This window comes from Amnibacterium sp., assembly GCF_051956055.1.
Taxonomy (GTDB): Bacteria; Actinomycetota; Actinomycetes; order Actinomycetales; family Microbacteriaceae; genus Amnibacterium.
Window position 1 is genome coordinate 1 of record NZ_JBQCGC010000113.1, and the last position, 23465, is coordinate 23465.

The following is a 23465-nucleotide window of genomic DNA, read 5'->3' on the forward strand; positions in this document are numbered from 1 at the left end:
GGTGGCTGGGCCGCCGGGTTGTTGAGTTATGAAAACGTCGTCGCGCTCGGACGACCGCCCCTCAGAGGGCGACGGTCATCCGAGCGCAGCGCTCAGACGCGGCGGCGCTTCGGCGGGCGGACGCCGTTGTGCGCCTGCGGCGTCACATCGTTGATCGAGCCGACCTCGAGGCCAGCGGCCTGGAGGGAGCGGATCGCGGTCTCGCGGCCCGAACCCGGGCCCTTCACGAACACGTCGACCTTCTTCATGCCGTGCTCCTGCGCCTGCCGCGCCGCCGACTCGGCGGCGAGCTGCGCCGCGAACGGGGTCGACTTGCGGGAGCCCTTGAAGCCCACGCCACCGGACGAGGCCCAGCTGATCACGGCACCGGTGGTGTCGGTGATCGAGACGATCGTGTTGTTGAACGTCGACTTGATGTGGGCCTGCCCGATCGCGACGTTCTTCTTCTCCTTGCGGCGAGGCTTGCGCCCGGCACCGGCCTTGGGAGTTGCCATGTGAGTTCTCTCCTACGGATCCTGGGGGCGCGTTACTTGCGCCCGGCCTTCTTCTTGCCGGCCACGGTCCGCTTCGGACCCTTGCGCGTGCGGGCGTTGGTCTTGGTGCGCTGACCGCGCACCGGGAGACCACGACGATGGCGGATGCCCTCGTAGGAGCCGATCTCGACCTTGCGGCGGATGTCGGCGGCGACCTCGCGGCGGAGATCGCCCTCGACCTTGTACGTGCCCTCGATGTGGTCGCGGAGGGCGACGAGCTGGTCGTCGGTGAGGTTTCGGACGCGGGTGTCGGGGTCGATGCCCGTCGCCTGCAGCGTCTCGGCGGCACGGGTGCGTCCCACGCCGTAGATGTAGGTGAGTGCGACCTCCACGCGCTTCTCGCGCGGGATGTCGACGCCGGCAAGTCTCGCCATGCGTCTGCTCCTTGTCAGGATGCGGAGGTGTGGAGCGCCGCCGGTGCCCGGGCCTCCGACCCGGGGTGTCCCCCTCCGGTACGACCGGAGGGTTCTGGCGGCGCGACGGTGTTCAGTTGTGAGCTCGCAGGTCAGCCCTGGCGCTGCTTGTGACGCACGTTCACGGAGCAGATGACCATGACCCGGCCGTGGCGGCGGATCACGCGGCAGTGCTCGCAGATGGGCTTGACGGAAGGCGCGACCTTCATGGGTGTTCCTCTTCTCGCTGTCCTCGTACCGACCGGGAGACCGGTCGGCCGTTACTTCTCAGCGATCGTGCGACGGAGCGTCTACTTGTACCGGTAGACGATGCGACCGCGGGTCAAGTCGTACGGGCTGAGCTCGACGATGACGCGGTCCTCGGGCAGGATGCGGATGTAGTGCTGCCGCATCTTGCCGGAGATGTGCGCGAGCACCTTGTGCCCGTTGCTCAGCTCCACCCGGAACATCGCGTTGGGCAGTGCTTCGACCACCGCGCCCTCGATCTCGATGACACCGTCTTTCTTGGCCATAGCCTCACTTCGTCACTGGTCGCGCCGACCCGTCGAGGTCGACCGCGACTGATCGCTGGTCATGCGGGACGTCCGCGGGGCGGGATTGCCCTGCAGACGGATCGGCCGTCGAACTCCGCCCGAACAGGGCAGGGATGGCCGACAGACGAGTATAGCCCATGTCCGGGGCGCGGTATTCCCGCGTGCGATCGCCCCGGTCGGGATCAGAGCCGGCCGGCGAGGGCGGCGAAGATGCGGTCGGTCACGGCGCCCACGTCGCCCTGCGCGTCGACGGAGACGAGGATGCCGCGATCCCGGTACACGTCGACGAGCGGGTGCGTCTGCTCCTGGTAGACGGCGAGCCGGTTGCGGATGACGTCCTCGGTGTCGTCGCTGCGCCCCTGGACCTTCGCACGGTTCAGGAGGCGCTCCACGGTCTCGTCCGGGTCGACCACGAGCTGCACCACGGCGTCCAGCCCGCCGTCGGTCGCCTGCAGGCACTCGTCGAGCGTCGACACCTGGGCGAGGGTCCGCGGGAACCCGTCCAGGAGGAACCCGGAGCCCGCGTCCTCCTGGGCCAGCCGGTCGAGCACCAGGGCGTTCGTCAGGTCGTCCGGCACGTAGGCGCCGCGGTCCATGTAGTCCTTGGCCTGCAGCCCGAGCGGCGTGCCCTCCGAGACGTTGGCCCGGAAGATGTCCCCCGTCGAGATCGCCGGGATGCCGTAGTGCTCCGCGACCCGCACGGCCTGCGTGCCCTTGCCGGCACCGGGAGGCCCGATCAGCAGCAACCGCATCAGCGGAGGAGGCCCTCGTAGTGGCGCTGCTGCAGCTGCGAGTCGATCTGCTTCACCGTCTCCAGCCCGACGCCGACGATGATGAGCAGCGAGGCGCCCCCGAACGGGAAGTTCTGGTTCGCGCCGATCGCCACGAAGGCGATCAGCGGGATCAGCGCGAGCAGTCCGAGGTAGATCGAGCCAGGCAGCGTCACGCGGGTGAGCACGTAGTCGAGGTACTCGGCGGTCGGCCGACCGGCACGGATGCCGGGGATGAACCCGCCGTAGGTCTTCATGTTGTCCGCGACCTCCTCCGGGTTGAACGTGATCGCCACGTAGAAGTACGTGAAGCCCACGATCAGGAGGAAGTACAGCGCCATGTACATCGGGTGGTCGCCCGTCGTCAGGTACGTCTGGATCCAGGTGACCCAGGGCGCGGGCGCCGAGCCGTCGCGCGGCTGGTTGAACTGCGCGATGAGCGCCGGCAGGTACAGCAGGCTCGAGGCGAAGATGACCGGCACGACGCCCGCCATGTTCACCTTGATCGGGATGTAGGTGCTGTTGCCGCCGTACGTGCGACGGCCGACCATGCGCTTCGCGTACTCGACCGGGATGCGCCGCTGCGACTGCTCGACGTAGACGACGAGACCGACGATGACCACGCCGATCGCGACCACGATGATCGCGACCTCCGGGCTCTGGGCCTGACCGATGGCGATGATCGACTGCGGGAAGCGGGCGGCGATCGCGGTGAAGATGAGCAGCGACATGCCGTTGCCGACGCCGCGCTCGGTGATGAGCTCGCCCATCCACATGATGAGGCCGGTGCCGGCGGTCATGGTCAGGACCATGAGCACCGTGGCCCACCAGGAGGTGTTGGAGATGAGCTGCGAGCACGCGGAGGTGCTCGTCGTGCCGAAGAGCGCGCCGCTCCTGGCGACCGTGATCAGGGTCGTCGACTGCAGGACGCCGAGCGCGATGGTGAGGTAGCGCGTGTACTGCGTGAGGCGCGCCTGGCCGTCGCCGCCCTCCTTGTAGAGGGTCTCGAACCTCGGGATGACCACGCGCAGCAGCTGCACGATGATCGACGACGTGATGTAGGGCATGATGCCCAGCGCGAAGACCGACAGCTGGAGCAGCGCCCCACCGGAGAGCACGTTGACGAGCTGGTAGAGACCACTCGCGCCCGACTGCTGGCTGGCGAGACAGGTGCGCACGTTCTGGAAGTCGACGAACGGTGCTGGCACGAAGGATCCGAGCCGGAACACGGCGATGATCCCGAGGGTGAACAGCACCTTCCGGCGCAGATCGGGGGTGCGGAAGATCCGCGCGAGAGCACTCAGCACCGGCTACCTACGCTTTCCGTCGCACGAACGCGATGCCCGGGCCCGAGGGCCCGGGCATCGCACGATCGATTCAGAGGACCGAGCCGCCAGCGGCCACGATCTTCTGCTGCGCCGACTCGGACACCTTGTCGACGGTGACGTTCAGACTAACCGCGATGTCGCCGGTACCGAGGACCTTGACCTTCTCGTTCTTGCGCACGGCGCCCTTCGCGACCAGGTCGGCGACGGTCACGTCGCCACCGGTCGGGTAGAGCACGGCGAGCTTCTCGAGGTTCACGACCTGGTACTCGACACGGAACGGGTTCTTGAAGCCCTTGAGCTTCGGGGACCGCATGACGAAGTTCAGGTTGCCGCCCTCGAGGCCCGCCCGCACGCCGTAGCGCGCCTTCGTGCCCTTGGTGCCGCGACCCGCGGTCTTGCCCTTCGAACCCTCACCGCGCCCGACGCGGGTGCGGTCCTTCTTCGCGCCGGCGGCGGGACGGAGGTGGTGGACCTTCAGCAGGCTCACCTTCTCCGCCGTCTCCTCGGACGCGGGCTTCGCTGCCGCGCGGGACCGCGCGGGCTTCGTGGCCTCGGCCATCAGTCGATCTCCTCAACCTTCACGAGGTGGGCGACGGTGCGCACGTAGCCGCGGTTCTGGGGGGTGTCCGGCCGCTCGACGGACTCGCCGATGCGGTGGAGGCCCAGGCTGCGGAGCGTGTCGCGCATGTTCTGCTTCTCGCTCACCTTGGACTTGATCTGGGTGACGCGCAGGGTGGTGGCCATCAGGCGCTCGCCTTCACGGCCGCAGCGGCCGCTGCCTGCTCGCGCAGGAGGCGGGCCGGGACGACCTGGTCGACGTCCAGACCGCGACGACCGGCGACGGCGCGCGGCTCCTCGAGCTGCTTCAGCGCCGCGACCGTCGCGTGGACGATGTTGATGGTGTTCGACGAGCCGAGCGACTTCGACAGCACGTCGTGGATGCCCGCGCACTCGAGGACGGCACGGACCGGGCCGCCCGCGATGACGCCCGTACCGGCGGCGGCCGGGCGGAGCAGGACCACACCGGCGGCGGCCTCACCCTGCACCGGGTGCGGGATCGTCGCAGCGATGCGCGGGACGCGGAAGAAGTTCTTCTTCGCCTCCTCGACGCCCTTGCTGATCGCGGTCGGGACCTCACGCGCCTTGCCGTAGCCGACGCCGACGGTGCCGTTGCCGTCACCGACGATCACGAGGGCGGTGAAGCTGAAGCGACGACCGCCCTTCACGACCTTGGAGACGCGGTTGATGGTCACGACGCGCTCGAGGAAGTTGCTGTCCCCGCTGCGGTTGTCGCGGCCGCCGCGGCCACCGCGGTCGTTGCCGCCGCGCCCACCGCGGTCGTTGCCGCCGCGGCCCCGGCTCAGCCGGTTGTCGCGGCTCACCGAGTCGGTGCCGGCTGCGGTCTCGACCGGCGCCTCGACGGCCGGCTCGGGCGCCGCAGCTGCCGCCTTGGCGACGGCTGCGCGCAGCGCGCTGTCGTCGGTCGCGCCCGCCTCGGGGGTGGTCTCGCCGTTGGTCTTGGAGGTGTCGCTCACAGGCTCAGCCCGCCTTCCCGGGCGCCGTCGGCCACAGCGGCCACGCGTCCTGCGTACTTGTTGCCGCCGCGGTCGAACACGACGGAATCGATGCCGGCGGCCTTCGCGCGCTCGGCGACGAGCTCGCCGACGCGCTTGGCCTTGGCGGTCTTGTCGTCCGTGGACGCGCGGAGGTCGGCCTCGAGGGTCGACGCGGACGCCAGCGTGCGGCCGACGGTGTCGTCGACGACCTGCACGAAGACGTGCCGGGCGGACCGGTTCACGACGAGGCGCGGCGCCTCCGCGGTGCCGGAGATGCGCTTGCGCAGCCGCGTGTGGCGCTTGTCACGCGCGGCGGAACGAGACGTGTTCGCCATGCTTACTTCCCACTCTTCCCGGCCTTGCGGCGGACGTTCTCGCCGGCGTACCGGACGCCCTTGCCCTTGTAGGGCTCGGGCTTGCGGATCTTGCGGATGTTCGCAGCCGTCTCGCCGACGGCCTGCTTGTCGATGCCCGACACGGTCAGCTTGTTGTTGCCCTCGACCGTGAACGTGATGCCGGCGGGCGGCTCGACGAGCACGGGGTGGCTGAAGCCGAGCGCGAACTCGACGTTCGCACCGCGGGCCTGCACGCGGTAGCCGGTGCCGACCACCTCGAGGCCCTTGCTGTAGCCGGCGGTCACGCCTGTGATCTGGTTCGCGATCAGCGTGCGGGTCAGGCCGTGCAGCGACTTCGAGCGGCGCTCGTCGTCGGGGCGCGACACGATGACCTTGCCGTCCTCGATCGCGGCGGTCAGCGGCGCGGGAACCGTGTGGTTCAGGGTGCCCTTGGGGCCCTTGACCGTCACGGCCGCACCGTCGATCGTCACGTCGACGCCGGCGGGGATGTCGATGGGGAGTCGTCCGATTCGCGACATGTCAGCTCACCACACGTAGGCGAGGACTTCCCCGCCCACGCCCTTCTTCGTCGCCTGCCGGTCCGTGAGGAGCCCGGAGGAGGTGGACAGGATCGCGACGCCGAGGCCGCCGAGCACCGTGGGGAGCTCGGTGGACTTCGCGTAGACGCGGAGACCGGGCTTCGAGACGCGCTTGATGCCGGCGATCGACCGCTCGCGGTTCGGGCCGTACTTGAGTTCGAGCGTGAGGGTCTTGCCGACGCGGGCGTCGGCGACGCTCCAGTCGGAGATGTAGCCCTCGCGCTTCAGGATGTCGGCGATCCCGGCCTTCAGCTTCGAGTGCGGCAGGGACACCGAGTCGTGGAAGGCCGAGTTCGCGTTGCGCACCCGCGTGAGCAGGTCCGCGACCGGATCGGTCATCGTCATGGGTTCACTACTTTCGTCAGGTTTCCGAGGACGGTCCTCGGACCTCGTACGGAGCTCCGCGCCGTCAGGAGTTGGCGCGGAACGGGAAGCCGAGAGCACGGAGCAGCGCCCGGCCCTCGTCGTCGGTCTTGGCGGTCGTGACCACCGTGATGTCGAAGCCGCGGACCCGGTCGATGCGGTCCTGGTCGATCTCGTGGAACACGCTCTGCTCGGTGAGCCCGAACGTGTAGTTGCCGTTCCCGTCGAACTGGCGGTCCGACAGACCGCGGAAGTCGCGGATGCGGGGCAGCGCCAGGGACAGGAGGCGGTCGAGGAACTCCCACGCGCGGTCGCCGCGCAGCGTCACGTGCGCGCCGATCGGCTGGCCCTCGCGCAGCTTGAACTGCGCGATGGACTTCCGGGCCCGCGTGACCTGCGGCTTCTGACCGGTGATCTTGGTCAGGTCCGCCACGGCGCCGTCGATGATCTTGCCGTCGCGAGCCGCCTCGCCGACACCGGTGTTGACGACGACCTTCACGAGGCCGGGCACCTGGTGCACGTTGCCGAACCCGAACTCCTTCTGGAGCGCAGGCACGATCTCGGAGCGGTACTTCTGCTTCAGGCGCGGCTGAACGTTCTCAGTCGGCGCAACAGTCGTGGTGCTCATGGGTTACAGGTCCTTCCCGGACTTCTTCGCGTAGCGCACGCGGACGGTCTTCGAGACGCCGTCCTTCGTGGTGGTCTCGACGCGGTGACCGACCCGGGTCGGCTTCTTCGTCTCGGGGTCCACGAGGGCCACGTTCGAGATGTGGATCGGCGCCTCGACGGTCTCGAGACCGCCGGTCTTGGTGCCGCGCTGGGTCTGGCCGACGCGCGAGTGCTTCGTGACGAAGTTCACGCCCTCCACGACGACGCGGTTGCGCTCGACGAGGACCTCGAGGACCTTGCCCTGCTTGCCGCGGTCACCGCCGCGCGCCTGGGTGGCGCCCGAGATCACCTGGACGAGGTCGCCCTTCTTGATCTTGGCCACTCAAATCACCTCCGGTGCGAGCGAAATGATCTTCATGAAGCGCTTGTCGCGCAGCTCCCGGCCCACCGGGCCGAAGATGCGCGTGCCGCGCGGGTCGCCGTCGTTCTTGAGGATGACGGCGGCGTTCTCGTCGAACTTGATGTAGGAGCCGTCGGGCCGACGGGTCTCCTTGACCGTCCGGACGATGACCGCCTTGACGACGTCGCCCTTCTTGACGTTGCCGCCCGGGATCGCGTCCTTGACGGTCGCGACGATCGTGTCGCCGAGGCCGGCGTAGCGACGGCCGGAACCGCCCATGACACGGATGGTGAGCAGCTCCTTGGCGCCGGTGTTGTCGGCGACCTTGAGCCGGGACTCCTGCTGGATCACTTGGCCTTCTCCAGGATCTCGACGAGACGCCAGCGCTTCGTCGCGGACAGCGGACGGGTCTCGCTGATGACGACGAGGTCGCCGACGCCGGCGGTGCCGGCCTCGTCGTGCGCCTTCACCTTGCTGGTGCGGCGGATGACCTTGCCGTACAGCGGGTGCTTCACGCGGTCCTCGACCTCGACGACGATGGTCTTCTCCATCTTGTCGCTGACGACGTACCCGCGGCGCGACTTGCGATAGCCGCGCGCGCCCTCCTCGCGGACGTCGTGCGCCGCGTGCTCGTGGCCGGCGGCCGGAGCGGTGGTCTCCTGTGCCTTCGCCATCACTTCGTCTCCTCGGACTCCGCGGCCGGCGTGGCGGCCTCGGTGGTCGTGGGCTCCTCGGCCTTCTTGGCACGGGAGCGCTTCGGCTTGGCCTCGGCGACCGGTGCCGGCGCCGGGGTGGCCCGGATGCCGAGCTCGCGCTCGCGCATCACGGTGTAGATGCGGGCGATGTCGCGCTTGACGGCGCGCACCCGCCCGTGGCCCTCGAGCTGTCCGGTCGCGGACTGGAAGCGGAGGTTGAACAGCTCCTCCTTCGCCCGACGGAGCTCCTCCGTCAGACGGCTGTCCTCGAACGAGTCGAGCTCGGACGGAGCGAGGTTCTTGGTACCGATCGCCATCAGGCGTCTCCCTCCTCACGGGTGATGATGCGGGCCTTGAGCGGCAGCTTGTGGATCGCGCGCAGCAGCGCCTCGCGGGCGAGCGTCTCCTCGACGCCCGCGACCTCGAAGAGCACGCGGCCCGGCTTGACGTTCGCAACCCACCACTCGGGCGAACCCTTCCCGGAACCCATGCGGGTCTCGGCGGGCTTCTTCGTGAGGGGGCGGTCCGGGTAGATGTTGATCCAGACCTTGCCGCCACGCTTGATGTGGCGGGTCATGGCGATACGAGCGGACTCGATCTGCCGGTTCGTCACGTAGGCCGGGGTGAGGGCCTGGATACCGAACTCGCCGAACGACACCTTCGTGCCGCCGGTGGCCTGACCGCTGCGACCGGGGTGGTGCTGCTTGCGGTGCTTGACGCGTCGTGGGATCAGCATCAGGCGTTCGCTCCTTCGAGGGACTCGTTGCGGCGGCCGCCACCACGGCGGTCGTCGCGCTGCGGACGGCTGCGGCCCGGCTGCGACGCCTGCTCGCGCGCGAGCTCCTTGGCCGTGATGTCGCCCTTGTAGATCCAGACCTTCACGCCGATGCGGCCGAACGTCGTCTTGGCCTCGTAGAAGCCGTAGTCGATGTTCGCGCGGAGCGTGTGCAGGGGCACCCGGCCCTCGCGGTAGAACTCGGAGCGGCTCATCTCCGCGCCGCCGAGGCGGCCGGACACCTGCACGCGGACACCCTTGGCGCCGGCGCGCTGGGCGCTCTGCAGGCCCTTGCGCATCGCGCGGCGGAACGCCACGCGCGCCGAGAGCTGCTCGGCGATGCCCTGGGCGACGAGCTGCGCCTCCGCCTCGGGGTTCTTCACCTCGAGGATGTTCAGCTGGATCTGCTTCTTCGTCAGCTTCTCGAGGTCGGAGCGGATGCGCTCGGCCTCGGCGCCGCGGCGGCCGATCACGATGCCCGGGCGCGCCGTGTGGATGTCCACCCGGACGCGGTCACGGGTGCGCTCGATCTCGATCTTCGCCACGCCTGCACGGTCGAGGTTCTTCAGCAGCAGACGACGGATCTTGACGTCCTCGGCCACGAAGTCCTTGTACCGCTGACCGACCTTCTGCGAGTCGCTGAACCAGCGCGAGGTGTGATCGGTGGTGATGCCGAGGCGGAAGCCGTACGGGTTGACCTTCTGGCCCATCAGCGGTTCCCCTTCTTGTCGCCGTCCACCTCGGGGGTCGACAGCACGACGGTGATGTGCGACGTGCGCTTGTTGATGCGGAACGCCCGGCCCTGCGCTCGCGGCTGGAACCGCTTGAGCGTGGTGCCCTCGTCCACGAACGCACGCTGGACGAACAGGTCCTGCTCGTCGAGGTAGGTGTTCTCCGCGTCCGCCTTCACCTTCGCGTTCGCCATCGCCGAAGCGACGAGCTTGTACACGTCGGTCGCCGCGGACTGCGGCGAGAACTTGAGGATCGCGAGGGCCTCCGCGGCCTGCTTGCCGCGGATGAGGTCGACGACGCGACGGGCCTTCTGCGGGGTGATGCGGACCTGCCGCAGCCGCGCGGTGGCTTCCACCATGACTGTCTCTCCTTCACGCCACCGCGTCAGCGGCGGCGGCCCTTCTTGTCGTCCTTCTCGTGCCCGCGGAAGGTGCGGGTGGGGGCGAACTCGCCGAGCTTGTGCCCGACCATCGCCTCCGTCACGAAGACGGGGATGTGCTTGCGGCCGTCGTGCACGGCGATGGTGTGGCCGAGCATGGCGGGGATGATCATCGAACGACGCGACCAGGTGCGGATGACCTGCTTCGAGTTGTTGTCGTTCTGCTTGGCGACCTTCGTCAGCAGGTGCTCGTCGACGAAGGGGCCCTTCTTCAGGCTGCGAGGCATGTCGGCCTACTCCTACTTGCGCTTCTTGCCGGCGGTGCGACGGCGGACGATGAGCTTGTCGCTCTCCTTGTTCGGGTGCCGGGTGCGGCCCTCGGCCTGACCCCACGGGGTGACCGGGTGACGACCACCGGAGGTCTTGCCCTCACCACCGCCGTGCGGGTGGTCGATCGGGTTCATCGCGACACCGCGCACCGTCGGGCGGACGCCCTTCCAGCGCTTGCGGCCGGCCTTGCCCCAGTTGATGTTCGACTGCTCGGCGTTGCCGACCTCGCCGATCGTCGCGCGGCAGCGCACGTCCACGTTCCGGACCTCGCCGGAGGGCAGACGGAGCTGCGCGTAGGGGCCGTCCTTCGCCACGAGGCGCACGGAGGCGCCCGCGGACCTGGCCATCTTCGCCCCGCCACCGGGACGCAGCTCGATCGCGTGCACGACCGTGCCGACCGGGATGTTCTTCAGCGGCAGGTTGTTGCCCGGCTTGATGTCCGCGCCGGGGCCCGTCTCGATGACGTCGCCCTGACGGATGCGGTTCGGCGCCAGGATGTAGCGCTTCTCGCCGTCCACGAAGTGCAGCAGCGCGAGACGCGCGGTGCGGTTCGGGTCGTACTCGATGTGCGCGACGCGGGCGTTCACGCCGTCCTTGTCGGCACGACGGAAGTCGATGACGCGGTACTGACGCTTGTGGCCACCACCGATGTGACGGGTGGTGATCCGACCCTGCGCGTTGCGGCCACCGGTCTTCGGCAGCGGGCGCAGCAGGCTCTTCTCGGGCGTCGACCGGGTGATCTCGGCGAAGTCGGCGACGGACGAGCCGCGGCGGCCCGGCGTGGTCGGCTTGTAGTTGCGGATAGCCATGTTCGCTCTTCCTCCCGGGCCTAGCCGACGGCCGTGAAGATGTCGATGGAGCCCGACTTCAGCGAGACGATGGCGCGCTTGGTGTCCTTGCGCTTGCCGGTGCCGAAGCGGGTGCGGCGGGTCTTGCCCGTGCGGTTCGCCGTGGTGACCGAGGCCACCTGGACGCCGAAGATCTTCTCGATCGCGAGCTTGATCTCGGTCTTGTTCGCCCGGGGGTCCACGAGGAACGTGTACTTGCCCTCGTCGATCAGGCCGTAGCTCTTCTCGGAGACCACGGGGCGCAGGATCACGTCCCGCGGGTCCTTGTAGTCGATCGCGCTCACGCGGAGACCTCCTGGCTCGTCGCGCGCTTCGCCTCGATGAAGGCGTCGAGCGCGGTGGGGGTGAAGACGACGTCGTCGCTCTTCAGCACGTCGTAGGCGTTCAGCTGGTCGACGAACAGCAGCTCCACGCCCTTGAGGTTGCGGATGCTCTTCAGCGCGACCGTGTCCTCGCGGTCGAGGACCACGAGCTGGCGCTTGCCGTTGCGGGTCGCCTCGAGGGCGGCCGCGGCGGCCTTGGTGGAGGGCGCGCCGTCCAGCGCGAGGTCCACCTGGTGGATGCGGCCTGCGCGGGCCCGGTCGGAGAGCGCGCCGAGCAGAGCGGCGGCGATCATCTTCTTGGGGGTGCGCTGCGAGTAGTCGCGCGGCTGCGGGCCGTGCACGGTGCCACCGCCGCGGTGCTCGGGCGCACGGACGGAACCCTGACGGGAGCGGCCGGTGCCCTTCTGCTTGAAGGGCTTGACACCGGAACCGGAGACCTCGCCGCGGTTCTTGGTCTTGTGCGTGCCCTGACGAGCGGCGGCGAGCTGCGCCACGACCACCTGGTGGATCAGGGGGACGTTGGTCGGCGCGTCGAAGAGCTCGGCGGGCAGGTTCTTGACGTCGGCCATGATCAGGCTCCCTTCACGGCGTCGCGGACGAAGACGAGACGGCCCTTGGCACCGGGGACCGCGCCCTTGACGAGCAGCAGGCCCTTCTCGGCGTCGACCGCGTGGACGGTCAGACCGAGCACGGTCACGCGCTCGTTGCCCATGCGGCCGGCCATGCGCATCCCCTTGAACACGCGCGACGGCGTCGAGGAGGCGCCGATCGAGCCGGGCTTGCGGTGGTTGCGGTGCGAACCGTGGCTCGCGGACACGCCCTTGAAGTTGTGGCGCTTCATGACACCGGCGGTGCCCTTGCCCTTGCTGGTGCCGACGACGTCGACCTTCTTGCCCGCCTCGAAGACCTCGACCGAGAGCTCCTGGCCGAGCGAGTACTCGGCGGCGTTCGCGGTGCGGACCTCGGCGAGGTGGCGGCGGGGCGTCACACCGGCGGCGGCGAAGTGGCCGGCCTCCGGCTTGTTCGCCTTGCGCGGGTCGATGGCACCCGCGGCGATCTGGACGGCCTCGTAGCCGTCCTTCTCGAGCGTGCGGATCTGGGTGACCACGTTCGGGGTCACCTGGATGACCGTGACCGGGACGAGCTTGTTGCCCTCGCCCCAGACCTGGGTCATGCCGAGCTTCGTGCCGAGAAGCCCGGAGAACGTGCGGGTCGCGCTGGACATCCGGTCCTCTCCTAGAGCTTGATCTCGATGTTGACGTCGGCGGGGAGGTCGAGCCGCATGAGCGAGTCGACGGCCTTCGGCGTCGGGTCGATGATGTCGATGAGCCGCTTGTGGGTGCGCATCTCGAAGTGCTCGCGGCTGTCCTTGTACTTGTGCGGCGACCGGATGACGACGACCACGTTCTTCTCCGTGGGCAGCGGCACCGGGCCGACGACCTGAGCGCCCGCACGCGTGACCGTGTCGACGATCTTCCGCGCCGAGCTGTCGAGCCCGGCGTGGTCGTACGACTTCAGTCGGATGCGGATCTTCTGTCCCGCCATGGATTCCTCGTTCCGTGCGCGTTCGAGACGCGCGGCTCGTGGGTGGCTTTCCGGCCGACCCGCCCGACGCCCACGGGTCTCCCCCGGGCGCAGCGCGATCCGCACCGCTGTTCTGCTTTAGGTGCCGGCCCTCCGCTGCGGGCATGCGCCGCCCGCGCAGGCGGACCGTGTCCGCAGCGGGTCTGCGCACGCCCCCGTCACGACCCGGAGGTCATGACGCCGGAGCGCCGAGGTGTTCTGCTGCCCGCGGCCCGATCCTCGAGGATCGTGCACTGCCTGACAGTGATCCGTCAGGGCCGCTCGCAGCGGCCCACCCGGAATGTGGAACCCCGATATCTTGCCACGCCCCCGAACAGGCTGCAACTCGGGCGTGTCGCGCGCCTCGCGCCGCCCCCTCCGCCCCGCCCCATGAGCACCTCGGCAGGCTCGCCGCACTTCAGCAGGCCAGGGCGCGCCCTCCCGGCCTGCTCAGGAGGATGCAGCCTGCCGAGGTGCTCGGAGGGTCAGCCCTTCAGGCCGCTGCCGGTCACGCCCTCCACGATCTGCCGCTGGAAGATCAGGTAGAGGACGACGAGCGGCAGCGCCCCGAGGAGCGCGCCCGCCTGGATGTCCGAGTAGCGCTGCCCGAAGCTGCCCTGCACCGTCGCGAGGCCCACCGGGATCGTCATCAGGTTCGGGTTGGCCAGCACGAACAGCGGCAGCAGCAGGTTGTTCCAGACCCCGATGAAGGTGAGGATCGTCACCGCCGCGATCACGGGACGCGACAGCGGCATGATCACCGACGTGTACACGCGCCAGAGGCCTGCCCCGTCGATGCGCGCCGCCTCCTCCAGGTCGCGCGGGATCCCGTCGAAGAACTGCTTGAAGATGAACCCGGCGATCACCGCCGGCACCTGGGGGAAGATCACCGACCAGTAGGTGTTCAGGAGGTTCAGCGCGCCGAGCTCCTGGAAGATCGGCACGATCAGGACCTGCCCGGGGATCATGATGCCGAGCACGATCGCGAGCAGCACGAGGTTCTGCCCGCGGAATCGCAGCCGCGAGAGCGCGAACGCCGCCATCGACGCGAACACCACCGTGAGGACCGCGGTCACGACGCTCGTGACCCCGCTCGCGAGGTACCAGTCCCAGATCTGGCCGGCACCGAACAGGCTCGCGTAGGAGTGCAGCGTCGGGTTCCAGTCGGACAGGATCGCGGAGGCGCCGAGGGCCGACGTGGCGTTCGACGAGAGCGACGTCTTCAGGGCGAAGAGGCTCGGCACGAGCCACAGCACGGCGAAGACCGTCAGGACCACACCGGACACGATGTTGAAGGTGCGCCCGCTGACGCCGGCATGGGTCGCGCGGGCGGCCGGCGCCGCGCTGGAGATGACACGGGGCCGCTTGACGGTGGGGGTCGAGGTGGTCGTCATGGCGGTCAGGCCTCCGCACGGCTCGGGCGGTCCGCGACCTGGCGGATCACGGCGATCACGAGGATCAGGATGAAGAGCAGCATCGACGCCGCCGAAGCCGCCCCGATGCGGTTGTCGGTGAACCCGGTCCCCGTGACGAGCTCCAGCACCACCTGGGTGGAGATGCCGGGACCGCCTCCGGTCATCAGGTACACCTGGTCGAAGATCTTGAGGCTCGCGATGATCTGCAGGAGGAGCACCAGCGTGTGGGTGCGCGACAGCATGGGGAGGGTGATGTACCGGATCTGCTCCCAGGTGGTCGCGCCGTCCACGGCGGCGGCCTCGTACAGCTCGCGCGGGATCTCCTGCAGCCCGGCGAGGTAGAGCACGAAGTTGAACCCGAGCGTCCACCACAGCGTGGCGACGGCGATGCCGATCATCGCCGTGTTCGGGGACGCGAGCACGCCTGCGCCCGGGCTGATGCCGAACCACGATTCGACGAGCGGCCAGAGGCCGGTGCCGGGCGTGAAGATGAACGTCCAGATGAGCGAGATCGTGGCCGAGGGCAGCACGAACGGCAGGAAGAACGCGAGCCGGAAGAACCACTGACCCCGTCGCACCCGGTTCGTCAGCACCGCGAACACGAACGCCACGACCACGAGCGGGGGAACGGTGTACAGGGTGAACTGCAGCGTGGCGAGGATCGCCGACCAGAAGTCGGGCCGCGAGAGCATCTCCGCGTAGTTCCCGAAGCCGGCGAACGAACCGAGCCCCGGCTTGACGAGCGAGGTGTTGAAGAAGCTCGTGATGAGCATGTCGATCGTCGGCCCGATGAGGAAGGCCAGGTAGAACACCCCGAACGGTGCGAGGAACAGCCACGCCGCCCGCGCGTCTCGCAGGTGGAGCGGATTGCGTCTCGATGGCGCGGTCGAGGGTCGGCTCGTTCGGGCTGCGGGGTTCTCGGTCAGCACGGGGGTGGCGGTCACGTCGTCGTGGTCCTTTCTGTGGTCCGTGGCGGAACGATCAGAGCGGGCTCGGCGTGCGCAGGTACACCTGCAGCTGCGACCGCGTCGCGGCGAGCGCCGCCTTCGGCGAGACGGCGCGCTGCTGCGCGAGCGCGAGCTGCGCGCCGATGATGTTCTCGAAGGTGGATCCGGAGCCGGAGTACCAGGCGGGGTCGTCGTAGACGGCGTCGTTGGCCGCCGAGGCGTAGTCCGCCTGCGGCTCGAGCTTCCCGTAGGCATCGCTGTTCCGCACGGGGAGGTAGGCGGGGATGTGGCCTCCCTTGGCCCAGGTCATGCTCTGGTCCAGCATCGACTTCACGAACCCCATGACCTGCTGCCGTTGGGCGGGCGTGCGGTCCTTCTTCGGCAGCACGAAGGTGTGCGAGTCGGCCTGCGACGCGGGCTGGTCGTACAGCGTCGGCACGGGGACCATGCCGAACTTCAGGCCCTTGATCCCCTGCGCGGTGGTGATCTCCCACTCGCCCTCGAAGTAGAAGCCGGCCTTGCCGGTGAAGAGGTCGGTCTCCGCGTCGGCGTAGTTGAGGGCGTCGTTCATCCAGCCCTGCTTCACCCACGATGCGACCCGGCTCATGACCTCCACCGCGATGCCGTCGTCGATGGTGAACTTCGCCCCGTCGTCGGACAGCACCGGGGACGCGTTCGCGTGCTGGTGGTACAGCGTCGTGAAGAAGCGCCACGGCGTCGCGGTCTCGGCCACGTTGGCCAGCGACGCCGCGATGCCGCCGGTGACCTTGCTGATCGCCTTCAGCGCCGACTCGAACTCGCTCATGCCGTGGATCGGCTTCAGCTTCCCGTCCGAGCCGATCAGCCCCGCCTTGCTGCAGACGTCGACGTTGTAAAACATGACGAGCGGGTGGGTGTCGAGCGGGATCGCGATGTTGTGACCGCCCAGCCGCTGCGCCGCCCACGCCTTCGGGTTGAAGTCGGCGGCGGAGAGGCCGACGAGGCCCAGCTCGGCGTCCGTGATCGGCTCGATGATCCCCGCCTGCGCGAGGTTCTTCGCGCGGGTGAGGTGCGAGATCGCGATGTCCGGCGGCTTGTTGCCGACGGTCGCGAGCGTGAGCTTCGAGTAGTACGGATTGCCCCAGGCGAAGACGGTCGACTGGAGCGACGACGGACCCCCGTGCGTCTGCTGGTAGTGCGCCTCCATCGTCTGCATCCGACTGCCGTCACCGCCGCCGAACAGGTTCCAGTAGACGAGCGTCTTCGGGTCCAGCTGGGCGCCCGTCAAGCCGGCCACCGCCGGGCTCGAGCAGGCGGCGAGGGCCGGCGCCGCGAACGCGGCGATCCCGGCACCGAGCAGCCCGCGCCTGGTGAGCCGCATCCGGCTCGATGATCCGGTCATCCTGACGACCTCCTCGTCGTAGGCGGTTCGGGCCCTCGGCCCGTCAGTCGGTCGCCGTCAGCCCCACAGCGGTCCAGGACACGGGCGGGAGCGTGACGGTGAGCACCCCGTCGGCGACCGAGGCGCTCTCGTTGGGGATCGGCGTCACGCGGTCCTGGTCGTCGACCGTGTTCGCGGCGTCGGGGTCGTCGTCGGCGATCATCGCGGTCTCGCTGACGGCCGGGCTCCCGAAGCCCTGCAGCGCGACCTCGACCGTGATCGCCTCGGTCCGATGGCGGTTGACGAGGAAGACGGCGGCCCTTTCGCCGTCCCTCGTCACGACAGCATCCACCGCGGGCACGTCGCCGAAGCGCTCCGTCGCGATGCTCGGCGCGGCGACGTCGGCACGCAGCGCGCTCCCCCTCGCGAGCCTGGACGTGATCGCGAACGGGTGGAAGATCGTCTGCCGCCAGGCCGGGCCACCCGGCTCCGTCATGATCGGGGCGATCACGTTGACGAGCTGGGCGAGGCTCGCGGCCTTCACCCGGTCCGCGTGCTTCAGCAGCGAGATGAGCAGGCTGCCGACCACCACCGCGTCGGTGACCGTGTAGACGTCCTCGAGCAGACGGGGTGCTCTGGGCCAGTTGTCGTCCCCCGAGATGCGATCCACCGTCTCGTATCGGCGCTGGTACCAGACGTTCCACTCGTCGAACGAGATGAACACCTGCTTGTCGGTGCGCTTCTCCGCCCGGACGTGCTCGATCGTCGCGGCGACCTCCTCGATGAAGCGGTCCATGTCGACCGCGGAGGCGAGGAAGCTGTCGACGTCCCCGTCGACCGGCTCGTAGTAGGCGTGCGCGGAGATGAACTCGACGTCGTCGTACGCCTGCTCGAGCACCTCCCGCTCCCAGGAGCCGAACGTCGGCATCTTGCGACCCGAGCTGCCGCAGGCCACGAGCTGCAGGTCGGGCTGGAGCTGTTTGAGCGCCTTCGCCGTGCGGCTCGCGAGCTTGCCGTAGTCGACCGCGTCGCGGTGGCCGAGCTGCCAGGGCCCGTCCATCTCGTTGCCGAGGCACCACATGCGCACCCCGAAGCCCTGCTCGGCGCCGTTGGCCGCACGCCGGTCGGCGAGCGCCGAACCGGTGGGCAGGTTCGTGTACTCGACCAGGTCGAGCGCCTCCAGCTCCGCTCGGGTGCCCAGGTTGATGGCGAGCATCGGTTCGCTGCCGGCCTTCGCGTTCCAGTGCACGAACTCGTGCAGGCCCACCTGGTTCGTCTCGGTGGAGTGCCAGGCGAGGTCGCGGCGGACGGGACGCTGCTCCTTCGGCCCGATCCCGTCCTCCCAGCGGTAGCCGGAGACGAAGTTGCCGCCCGGATAGCGCACGGTGGTCACGCCGAGCTCACGGACGAGCGCGAGCACGTCCTCGCGGAAGCCCTGCTCGTCGGCCGTCGGGTGCCCCGGCTCGTGGATCCCGTCGTACACGCATCGGCCGAGGTGCTCCACGAAGGATCCGAAGACCCTTCGGTCGACTGCGCCGATCGGCGCTGAGGTCGAGACGGTGATGCGAGCGTTCGGCACGGGCTCCCCTTCGGTGCACTGCGATGTGTCCCTCCCACGATTACATCGTTGGAACCGTGCGTCAAGCATGAACGTGAGCGCTCACGTGCGGCTGCCGAGGGGGTCTCCTCAGCGGTGCGGAGGGATCCGCTCGCGGGTACTGGCCCTCGCGACGATCTCGACCGGCACGGTGATGCGGGCGACCGGCTCCGTGGAGCCCCCGATGCGGGCCACCAGGCGCTCCAGCGCAGCGGCTGCGTACGCGCGCTTGTCGAACCGCACCGTCGTGAGCGGCGGCGACGCGAACGCCCCGTCGTCGATGTCGTCGAATCCGGCGACCGAGACCTCGTCCGGCACCCGGATCCCGGCCTGCCAGAGCGCGGACAGCGCGCCGATCGCGATGGAGTCGGTCGCGCAGAACACCGCATCCGGCCGGGCGCCGCGCGCGAGCAGCGCCCGCATGGCGGCGAAGCCGCCCTGCGGCGTCCAGGTGGTGCAGGACACCTCGAGCGCCGGGTCCACGGGCAGTCCCGCCTCCTGCAGGGCGAGCCGGAGGCCGTCCCTGCGCTGGGCCCCGGTCGAGGTCTCGCCGTCGGGCCCCGGCACCCCGAGCATCGCGATCCGGCGGTGCCCCAGCCCGATGAGGAAGCGCGTCATCCGCAGCGCCGCGTCGACGCTGTCGACCCAGACCTGGTCGACGTCCTCCTGCAGCACCTCGCCGAGCATGACCAGGGGTACCGCCCCGGCCCCGCTCGTCAGCACGACGTCGCGCTGCGCGACCGTGGTCGGGTTCATCACGACGCCGTCGACCAGCCGTCTGCGCGCCTGTGCGATGAGCTCGCCGAGGCTCCGCGGGTCGTCCCACGACTGCTCGATCTGCACCGCGAGGCCTCGTTCGTGCGCGAGCTCGACGAAGTCGTGCGAGAGCTCCGCGCTGAACGGGGTGCGCAGGTCCGGCATCACGAGCGCGATGATCCCCGTGCGACCGGAACGCAGGCCTCGCGCGGAGAGGTTCGGCACGTAGCCGAGGCGCCGGATCGCGTCCTCCACGCGCGCCCGTGTGGCCGGCGCGACGATCGCGGCGTTGCCCAGCACGTTCGACACCGTCTTCGGCGAGACGTTCGCCAGCGCGGCGACGTCCTTGACGGTGGGGCGCACGCGCTCAGGGTATGGGGTGCGCGGACGCGCGGGGGCTGCCTCGGGGGTCAGGACGCGGGCTGCTGGATCGGGGCGTTCGGGCGCTCGAACAGCAGCGCCAGCACCTCCGACTCCGCGGACTGGAGCCGCGTCGGATCGATCGTCTCCCCCGCCCGGTAGCGGTCGATGACGCGCGGGTCGACGTAGCTCGCCTTCGCCACCGTCGGGGTGTTCGAGAGCTCGGCGGCGGCGGCCCGCATCGCCTCGGCGATCGCCCGCTTCTGCGCGCTCCGCTTCGGTTCCGGCCCGTGCTTCGCGAGGCTCGTCGCCGCCGCGACGGTGCCCCGCAGCGTGCGGAAGTCCTTGGCGGAGAACGCTCCGTGCAGCCGCTCGCGCACGTACCCGTTGACGTCCTCCGGCGCGATCGTGTGCCAGCGCTCGCCGCTCCGGTAGGCGAGGAGCCGTTCGCCGGGCCCGCGCCGGCGCAGACGAGCGAGCAGGTCGGCGAGGTCCTCGTCCCGCAGCTCCGACTCCCACAGCTTGTGGCTCTTCGCCGGGAAGCGGAGCGCGATGACGTCGCCGTCGATGCGCACGTGCTCGCCGTGGAGGGTCGTGAGCCCGTAGCTGCCGTTCTCCTCCTCGTACGCCGTCGAACCGATCCGGAGGCCGCCGAGGTCGAGCATGCGGAACGCGGCGGCGAGCACCTGCCTGCGCGGATCCTCCGGGTCGCGCAGGTGGCGGCGGACGGTGCCGCGCGCCCCCGGCAGCGCCTCCGCGAGGAGCAGCATGCGGCGGTACTTGTTCTTGTCGTGCCGCTCGCGCCAGGTCGGGTGGTACAGGTACTGCTTGCGCCCGGCCGCATCGTGGCCGACCGCCTGGATGTGCCCGTTCTCGTACGGGGCGATCCACACGTCCGTCCAGGCCGGCGGGATCCCGAGGGCGTCGAACCGCCGACGGATTGCCGGATCGCTCACCGTGCGTCCATCGGTGTCGCGGTAGCTGAATCCCTTGCCCGCACGCACCCGGCGGTAGCCCTTGCCGAGCGGATTGCTCTTGCGGAGCCTCGTGCTCCTCCTGCTCTCGCCGTCCGCCACGGTCCGCGAGTGTAGGGAGGGCGGGCTGAACGGGCCCGGCCGGTCCGCTGCGGGACTCCTGCGGACGTGGAGAAGGGGAGGGCCGCCGAGCCCTCCCCTTCTCACCCACCCGGTCCGGAGGGGGCCTGGTCGCCCTCGGATCGACCCGATTGCCCGTCGGGTCGGGGTGCGACCGGCCCGGGAGCTCCCCGGACTGTCCGCGTGTCACGCTACGAGCCGCGCCTGGCGGCCACCCCGGTCAGGGTGATGAGTGTCCTATGCGCGCCGCCCCGCTCGGCGCTCAGGCCTGCAGGTCATGGGCCGGCGCGGCCGCGTACCCGGCCTCCTGCAGGGCCGCGCGGGCCTCCCGGCGAGCGGAGTAGTCGGTGCGCACGCCGCGGATGTCCCGGTAGTTCTGGTGCCCGGGCCCGGCCCAGAGGATCGCGTCGCCCGGCTCGGCGAGCGAGATCGCGAGTCGGATCGCCTTCTCGGGCTGCCCCTCCTCGTAGAGCGGGTGCTCGGGGTCGGCCTCGCGCGCAGCGCCCATGAGCGTGGCCCGGATGCTCGCCGGGTCCTCGAACCGCGGGTGATGATCGGTGATGACGAGCACGTCGCTGCCGGACACGGCCGCCCGCGCCATGTCCGGCCGCTTCGTCGCATCCCGGTCGCCGTCGGCGCCGAACAGCATGATCACCTTGCCCGGCGTGACGGCCCGCACCGCGGCGAGCGTCTCCTGGAACGCGTGCGGCGAATGGCCGAAGTCGACGTAGACCGCCGGCGCGCCTGGGCCGGAGACGAGCTCGGTGCGACCCGGGAGCGTCGCGTCCATGCCGCGCGGCGCTTCGAGCACGGTCCGCAGCCGGTCGAACGCGTAGCCCGCCTCGAGCAGCATCACGATCGCGAGCCCGGCGTTCGCCGCCATGTGGGCGCCGAGCACCGGGATGCGGGTCGCGACCGTGCCCTCCGGGCCCGTCAGCACGAACGCCGTGTACGCCTGCGTCTCCTCCGTCACGGTCACCGTCCAGTCCGCCGCCTCGCCTCCGGCGAGCGCGATCGTGACGGTCGGCACCCCGGCATCGGCGACCACCCGTCGCCCCCACGCGGTGTCGAGGGAGACGACCGCCCGGCGGGCGCGGTCGGGCTGGAACAGCACGGCCTTCGCCGCGTAGTACTCCTCCATGTCGGCGTAGTCGTCGAGATGGTCGTGGCTCAGGTTCGTGAACCCGGCGACGTCGAAGACGATCCCGTCCAGCCGGTGCCGGGAGAGCCCCTGGGCGCTGACCTCGATCGCGGCGGCCTCCACCCCCACCTCGACCATCCGCGCGATGAGCGCGTGCAGCTCGGTCGCCTCCGGGGTCGTGAGGCCCGCGACGCGACGCTCGGACCCCACGCGCCGCTCGGCCGTGGAGCTCAGCCCGTTCGGCACGCCCAGCAGGTCGAGCAGCCCGGCGAGGAAGTGGCTCGTCGAGGTCTTGCCGTTCGTGCCGGTCACGCCGAGCAGCACCGGGTGGTGCTCCCGCGTGCGGTACACGGCGGCCGCGAGCTCCCCGAGCAGGAGGCGCGGCTGCGGGGCGGCGACGACCGGCACGTCGACGGGGAGGTCGGCGTGCTCGGGGTCGGTGAGGACAGCGACGGCGCCGCGCTCCACCGCCTCCGAGGCGTAGTCCGCCCCGTGGCTGCGCACGCCCTGCAGGGCGATGAACAGGTGACCGGGGCGCACCGCGGCGGTGCCGAGGCTGATGCCGGTGACGGCGACACCGCGGGGGTCGCCCGCGAGGCCGAATCGAGCGGCGAGGTCGGCGAGGGCGACCGGTTCGGTCGACTCGGGGACGAAAGGGGACGGGACCGGGGCAGGCATGACCGGACCACTGTAGGTGCGCGCCGTGCGCAGCACCCCTCCCCGTCCCGGGGATCCCCGCGGATCCGCAGTTCCTCCGCGCCGCGCCGCCGCCGGCCGCGGACCTGCGGCGTGTCGGGGACGAACTGCGGATCGGCGAAGAAGTGCGGATCCGCGAGGCCGGAGGGACGACGAAGGGGCCGGACCCGCAGGTCCGACCCCTCGTCGTGCAGTGAGCGTCAGCTCACTTGATGATCTTCGTCACCGTGCCGGCGCCGACGGTGCGGCCGCCCTCGCGGATCGCGAAGCGGAGGCCCTCCTCCATCGCGATCGGCTGGATGAGCTCGACGGTCATCTCCGTCGTGTCACCCGGCATGACCATCTCGGTGCCCTCGGGCAGCGAGATGACGCCCGTGACGTCCGTGGTGCGGAAGTAGAACTGCGGACGGTAGTTCGCGTAGAACGGGTTGTGACGCCCGCCCTCGTCCTTCGACAGGATGTACGCGTTCGCCTCGAAGTTCGTGTGCGGCGTGACCGAACCCGGCTTCACGACGACCTGGCCGCGCTCGACCTCCTCGCGCTTGGTGCCGCGGAGGAGCAGACCGACGTTCTCGCCCGCGCGCGCCTCGTCGAGGAGCTTGCGGAACATCTCGACACCGGTGACCGTGGTCTTGATGCTGGTCGGCTTGATGCCGACGATCTCGACCTCGGAGTTGACCTTCAGGACACCGCGCTCGACGCGGCCGGTGATGACCGTGCCACGACCGGTGATGGTGAAGACGTCCTCGATCGGCATCAGGAACGGCTTGTCGGTGTCGCGCTCGGGCTCCGGCACGAACTCGTCGACCTTGTCCATCAGGTCGGCGACCGTCTCGCCCCACTTGGCGTCGCCCTCGAGGGCCTGCAGCGCCGAGACGCGGACGATCGGGGCGTTGTCGCCGTCGAACTCCTGGCTCGAGAGCAGCTCGCGGACCTCGAGCTCGACGAGCTCCAGGATCTCCTCGTCGTCGACGACGTCGGCCTTGTTCAGCGCGACGACGATGTAGGGCACGCC

The 23465-nt window shown here is 69.9% G+C and carries 34 protein-coding genes; all 34 read right to left on the reverse strand.

Translation table 11 applies throughout. The features are described 5' to 3' along the window. Positions 1-92: 92 nt before the first annotated feature. Entirely contained in the window at positions 93-494 is a 402-nt protein-coding gene (rpsK, locus tag ACTHLI_RS15660; protein WP_375390302.1) for a 30S ribosomal protein S11, read from the reverse strand. 32 nt (positions 495-526) lie between these two features. Further along, positions 527-907, reverse strand: coding sequence for a 30S ribosomal protein S13 (gene rpsM, locus ACTHLI_RS15665; protein ID WP_440185645.1), 381 nt, complete (start codon positions 905-907; stop codon positions 527-529). Positions 908-1038: 131 nt separating this feature from the next. Further along, positions 1039-1155, reverse strand: a complete 117-nt coding sequence (gene rpmJ, locus ACTHLI_RS15670; protein ID WP_119480711.1) for a 50S ribosomal protein L36 — start codon at positions 1153-1155, stop codon at positions 1039-1041. Positions 1156-1236: 81 nt separating this feature from the next. After that, positions 1237-1458 carry a translation initiation factor IF-1 gene (gene infA / locus ACTHLI_RS15675; RefSeq protein WP_055965022.1) on the reverse strand — a complete coding sequence of 74 codons (222 nt, stop codon included), beginning with the start codon at positions 1456-1458 and terminating at the stop codon, positions 1237-1239. A 203-nt stretch (positions 1459-1661) separates the two neighbouring features. Further along, positions 1662-2234, reverse strand: a complete 573-nt coding sequence (locus tag ACTHLI_RS15680) for an adenylate kinase (protein WP_440185702.1) — start codon at positions 2232-2234, stop codon at positions 1662-1664. Further along, on the reverse strand, positions 2231-3556 hold the full coding sequence (gene secY / locus ACTHLI_RS15685; RefSeq protein ID WP_440185649.1) for a preprotein translocase subunit SecY: 1326 nt from the start codon (positions 3554-3556) through the stop codon (positions 2231-2233). Before secY ends, ACTHLI_RS15680 begins: the two co-directional genes overlap by 4 nt. Before the next feature lie 70 nt (positions 3557-3626). Beyond that, positions 3627-4136, reverse strand: coding sequence for a 50S ribosomal protein L15 (rplO, locus tag ACTHLI_RS15690; RefSeq protein ID WP_440185651.1), 510 nt, complete (start codon positions 4134-4136; stop codon positions 3627-3629). Beyond that, entirely contained in the window at positions 4136-4321 is a 186-nt protein-coding gene (gene rpmD / locus ACTHLI_RS15695) for a 50S ribosomal protein L30 (RefSeq protein WP_440185653.1), read from the reverse strand. Before rpmD ends, rplO begins: the two co-directional genes overlap by 1 nt. Next, positions 4321-5046, reverse strand: a complete 726-nt coding sequence (gene rpsE / locus ACTHLI_RS15700; protein WP_440185704.1) for a 30S ribosomal protein S5 — start codon at positions 5044-5046, stop codon at positions 4321-4323. Before rpsE ends, rpmD begins: the two co-directional genes overlap by 1 nt. A gap of 62 nt (positions 5047-5108) precedes the next feature. Then, positions 5109-5468 (reverse strand): 50S ribosomal protein L18, encoded by a 360-nt coding sequence (gene rplR / locus ACTHLI_RS15705; RefSeq protein WP_440185655.1) that lies wholly within the window; start codon positions 5466-5468, stop codon positions 5109-5111. Positions 5469-5470: 2 nt separating this feature from the next. Beyond that, the gene (gene rplF / locus ACTHLI_RS15710; protein ID WP_440185657.1) at positions 5471-6007 is read right to left on the reverse strand and encodes a 50S ribosomal protein L6; all 537 of its coding nucleotides are present in this window, start codon (positions 6005-6007) and stop codon (positions 5471-5473) included. A 6-nt stretch (positions 6008-6013) separates the two neighbouring features. After that, entirely contained in the window at positions 6014-6412 is a 399-nt protein-coding gene (gene rpsH / locus ACTHLI_RS15715; protein ID WP_440185659.1) for a 30S ribosomal protein S8, read from the reverse strand. A gap of 64 nt (positions 6413-6476) precedes the next feature. Then, on the reverse strand, positions 6477-7058 hold the full coding sequence (gene rplE, locus ACTHLI_RS15720) for a 50S ribosomal protein L5 (protein ID WP_440185661.1): 582 nt from the start codon (positions 7056-7058) through the stop codon (positions 6477-6479). 3 nt (positions 7059-7061) lie between these two features. Next, on the reverse strand, positions 7062-7421 hold the full coding sequence (rplX, locus tag ACTHLI_RS15725) for a 50S ribosomal protein L24 (protein WP_440185663.1): 360 nt from the start codon (positions 7419-7421) through the stop codon (positions 7062-7064). Next, positions 7422-7790, reverse strand: a complete 369-nt coding sequence (gene rplN, locus ACTHLI_RS15730; protein ID WP_440185665.1) for a 50S ribosomal protein L14 — start codon at positions 7788-7790, stop codon at positions 7422-7424. Further along, positions 7787-8113 (reverse strand): 30S ribosomal protein S17, encoded by a 327-nt coding sequence (rpsQ, locus tag ACTHLI_RS15735; protein ID WP_440185667.1) that lies wholly within the window; start codon positions 8111-8113, stop codon positions 7787-7789. The genes rplN and rpsQ overlap by 4 nt, the downstream gene beginning before the upstream one ends. Next, positions 8113-8451: a 50S ribosomal protein L29 gene (rpmC, locus tag ACTHLI_RS15740; protein ID WP_440185669.1), complete on the reverse strand. Its 339-nt coding sequence runs from the start codon at positions 8449-8451 to the stop codon at positions 8113-8115. Before rpmC ends, rpsQ begins: the two co-directional genes overlap by 1 nt. Continuing rightward, positions 8451-8870, reverse strand: a complete 420-nt coding sequence (gene rplP, locus ACTHLI_RS15745) for a 50S ribosomal protein L16 (protein WP_440185671.1) — start codon at positions 8868-8870, stop codon at positions 8451-8453. Before rplP ends, rpmC begins: the two co-directional genes overlap by 1 nt. Further along, positions 8870-9619, reverse strand: a complete 750-nt coding sequence (gene rpsC, locus ACTHLI_RS15750; RefSeq protein ID WP_440185673.1) for a 30S ribosomal protein S3 — start codon at positions 9617-9619, stop codon at positions 8870-8872. Before rpsC ends, rplP begins: the two co-directional genes overlap by 1 nt. Beyond that, entirely contained in the window at positions 9619-9999 is a 381-nt protein-coding gene (rplV, locus tag ACTHLI_RS15755; RefSeq protein WP_440185675.1) for a 50S ribosomal protein L22, read from the reverse strand. The genes rpsC and rplV overlap by 1 nt, the downstream gene beginning before the upstream one ends. A 26-nt stretch (positions 10000-10025) precedes the next feature. Next, on the reverse strand, positions 10026-10307 hold the full coding sequence (gene rpsS, locus ACTHLI_RS15760; RefSeq protein ID WP_440185677.1) for a 30S ribosomal protein S19: 282 nt from the start codon (positions 10305-10307) through the stop codon (positions 10026-10028). 12 nt (positions 10308-10319) lie between these two features. Next, the gene (gene rplB / locus ACTHLI_RS15765) at positions 10320-11159 is read right to left on the reverse strand and encodes a 50S ribosomal protein L2 (RefSeq protein ID WP_440185679.1); all 840 of its coding nucleotides are present in this window, start codon (positions 11157-11159) and stop codon (positions 10320-10322) included. Positions 11160-11179: 20 nt separating this feature from the next. Further along, a complete protein-coding gene (gene rplW, locus ACTHLI_RS15770) occupies positions 11180-11473 on the reverse strand; it encodes a 50S ribosomal protein L23 (RefSeq protein WP_440185706.1) in 294 nt (97 codons plus the stop codon). Between the two features lie 5 nt (positions 11474-11478). Continuing rightward, on the reverse strand, positions 11479-12090 hold the full coding sequence (gene rplD / locus ACTHLI_RS15775) for a 50S ribosomal protein L4 (RefSeq protein ID WP_440185681.1): 612 nt from the start codon (positions 12088-12090) through the stop codon (positions 11479-11481). Positions 12091-12092: 2 nt separating this feature from the next. Then, a complete protein-coding gene (gene rplC, locus ACTHLI_RS15780; RefSeq protein ID WP_440185683.1) occupies positions 12093-12746 on the reverse strand; it encodes a 50S ribosomal protein L3 in 654 nt (217 codons plus the stop codon). A gap of 11 nt (positions 12747-12757) precedes the next feature. Continuing rightward, positions 12758-13066, reverse strand: coding sequence for a 30S ribosomal protein S10 (gene rpsJ / locus ACTHLI_RS15785; RefSeq protein ID WP_279713116.1), 309 nt, complete (start codon positions 13064-13066; stop codon positions 12758-12760). Positions 13067-13569: 503 nt separating this feature from the next. Next, entirely contained in the window at positions 13570-14478 is a 909-nt protein-coding gene (locus ACTHLI_RS15790; protein ID WP_440185686.1) for a carbohydrate ABC transporter permease, read from the reverse strand. Positions 14479-14483: 5 nt separating this feature from the next. Continuing rightward, positions 14484-15443, reverse strand: a complete 960-nt coding sequence (locus ACTHLI_RS15795) for a carbohydrate ABC transporter permease (RefSeq protein ID WP_440185688.1) — start codon at positions 15441-15443, stop codon at positions 14484-14486. A gap of 37 nt (positions 15444-15480) precedes the next feature. Then, positions 15481-16827: an extracellular solute-binding protein gene (locus ACTHLI_RS15800; RefSeq protein WP_440185690.1), complete on the reverse strand. Its 1347-nt coding sequence runs from the start codon at positions 16825-16827 to the stop codon at positions 15481-15483. A gap of 43 nt (positions 16828-16870) precedes the next feature. Then, positions 16871-18385 carry an arabinosylfuranosidase ArfA gene (arfA, locus tag ACTHLI_RS15805; protein ID WP_440185692.1) on the reverse strand — a complete coding sequence of 505 codons (1515 nt, stop codon included), beginning with the start codon at positions 18383-18385 and terminating at the stop codon, positions 16871-16873. 108 nt (positions 18386-18493) lie between these two features. After that, a complete protein-coding gene (locus tag ACTHLI_RS15810; protein ID WP_440185694.1) occupies positions 18494-19522 on the reverse strand; it encodes a LacI family DNA-binding transcriptional regulator in 1029 nt (342 codons plus the stop codon). 47 nt (positions 19523-19569) lie between these two features. Then, complete coding sequence (locus ACTHLI_RS15815) at positions 19570-20595, reverse strand: DNA topoisomerase IB (protein ID WP_440185696.1); 1026 nt, start codon at positions 20593-20595, stop codon at positions 19570-19572. Between the two features lie 280 nt (positions 20596-20875). Then, on the reverse strand, positions 20876-22432 hold the full coding sequence (locus tag ACTHLI_RS15820) for a Mur ligase family protein (RefSeq protein ID WP_440185698.1): 1557 nt from the start codon (positions 22430-22432) through the stop codon (positions 20876-20878). A 223-nt stretch (positions 22433-22655) separates the two neighbouring features. Continuing rightward, positions 22656-23465: elongation factor Tu (locus tag ACTHLI_RS15825; protein ID WP_440185700.1), on the reverse strand; the 810-nt coding region annotated here is incomplete at its 5' end.

What these genes read in the sequence shown, in the direction of transcription:
- rpsM (WP_440185645.1), bottom strand. Translation starts at nt 907, where the DNA reads ATGGCGAGACTTGCCGGCGTCGACATCCCGCGCGAGAAGCGCGTGGAG.
- rplD (WP_440185681.1), bottom strand. Translation starts at nt 12,090, where the DNA reads ATGGCCGACGTCAAGAACCTGCCCGCCGAGCTCTTCGACGCGCCGACC.
- rpmJ (WP_119480711.1), bottom strand. Translation starts at nt 1,155, where the DNA reads ATGAAGGTCGCGCCTTCCGTCAAGCCCATCTGCGAGCACTGCCGCGTG.
- rplF (WP_440185657.1), bottom strand. Translation starts at nt 6,007, where the DNA reads ATGTCGCGAATCGGACGACTCCCCATCGACATCCCCGCCGGCGTCGAC.
- rplP (WP_440185671.1), bottom strand. Translation starts at nt 8,870, where the DNA reads ATGCTGATCCCACGACGCGTCAAGCACCGCAAGCAGCACCACCCCGGT.
- rpmC (WP_440185669.1), bottom strand. Translation starts at nt 8,451, where the DNA reads ATGGCGATCGGTACCAAGAACCTCGCTCCGTCCGAGCTCGACTCGTTC.
- rpmD (WP_440185653.1), bottom strand. Translation starts at nt 4,321, where the DNA reads ATGGCCACCACCCTGCGCGTCACCCAGATCAAGTCCAAGGTGAGCGAG.
- ACTHLI_RS15820 (WP_440185698.1), bottom strand. Translation starts at nt 22,432, where the DNA reads ATGCCTGCCCCGGTCCCGTCCCCTTTCGTCCCCGAGTCGACCGAACCG.
- infA (WP_055965022.1), bottom strand. Translation starts at nt 1,458, where the DNA reads ATGGCCAAGAAAGACGGTGTCATCGAGATCGAGGGCGCGGTGGTCGAA.
- rplV (WP_440185675.1), bottom strand. Translation starts at nt 9,999, where the DNA reads ATGGTGGAAGCCACCGCGCGGCTGCGGCAGGTCCGCATCACCCCGCAG.
- ACTHLI_RS15800 (WP_440185690.1), bottom strand. Translation starts at nt 16,827, where the DNA reads ATGACCGGATCATCGAGCCGGATGCGGCTCACCAGGCGCGGGCTGCTC.
- rpsC (WP_440185673.1), bottom strand. Translation starts at nt 9,619, where the DNA reads ATGGGCCAGAAGGTCAACCCGTACGGCTTCCGCCTCGGCATCACCACC.
- rplC (WP_440185683.1), bottom strand. Translation starts at nt 12,746, where the DNA reads ATGTCCAGCGCGACCCGCACGTTCTCCGGGCTTCTCGGCACGAAGCTC.
- rpsQ (WP_440185667.1), bottom strand. Translation starts at nt 8,113, where the DNA reads ATGGCGAAGGCACAGGAGACCACCGCTCCGGCCGCCGGCCACGAGCAC.
- rpsK (WP_375390302.1), bottom strand. Translation starts at nt 494, where the DNA reads ATGGCAACTCCCAAGGCCGGTGCCGGGCGCAAGCCTCGCCGCAAGGAG.
- rplR (WP_440185655.1), bottom strand. Translation starts at nt 5,468, where the DNA reads ATGGCGAACACGTCTCGTTCCGCCGCGCGTGACAAGCGCCACACGCGG.
- ACTHLI_RS15790 (WP_440185686.1), bottom strand. Translation starts at nt 14,478, where the DNA reads ATGACGACCACCTCGACCCCCACCGTCAAGCGGCCCCGTGTCATCTCC.
- rplB (WP_440185679.1), bottom strand. Translation starts at nt 11,159, where the DNA reads ATGGCTATCCGCAACTACAAGCCGACCACGCCGGGCCGCCGCGGCTCG.
- rpsS (WP_440185677.1), bottom strand. Translation starts at nt 10,307, where the DNA reads ATGCCTCGCAGCCTGAAGAAGGGCCCCTTCGTCGACGAGCACCTGCTG.
- rplE (WP_440185661.1), bottom strand. Translation starts at nt 7,058, where the DNA reads ATGAGCACCACGACTGTTGCGCCGACTGAGAACGTTCAGCCGCGCCTG.
- rplO (WP_440185651.1), bottom strand. Translation starts at nt 4,136, where the DNA reads ATGGCCGAGGCCACGAAGCCCGCGCGGTCCCGCGCGGCAGCGAAGCCC.
- rpsH (WP_440185659.1), bottom strand. Translation starts at nt 6,412, where the DNA reads ATGACGATGACCGATCCGGTCGCGGACCTGCTCACGCGGGTGCGCAAC.
- rpsJ (WP_279713116.1), bottom strand. Translation starts at nt 13,066, where the DNA reads ATGGCGGGACAGAAGATCCGCATCCGACTGAAGTCGTACGACCACGCC.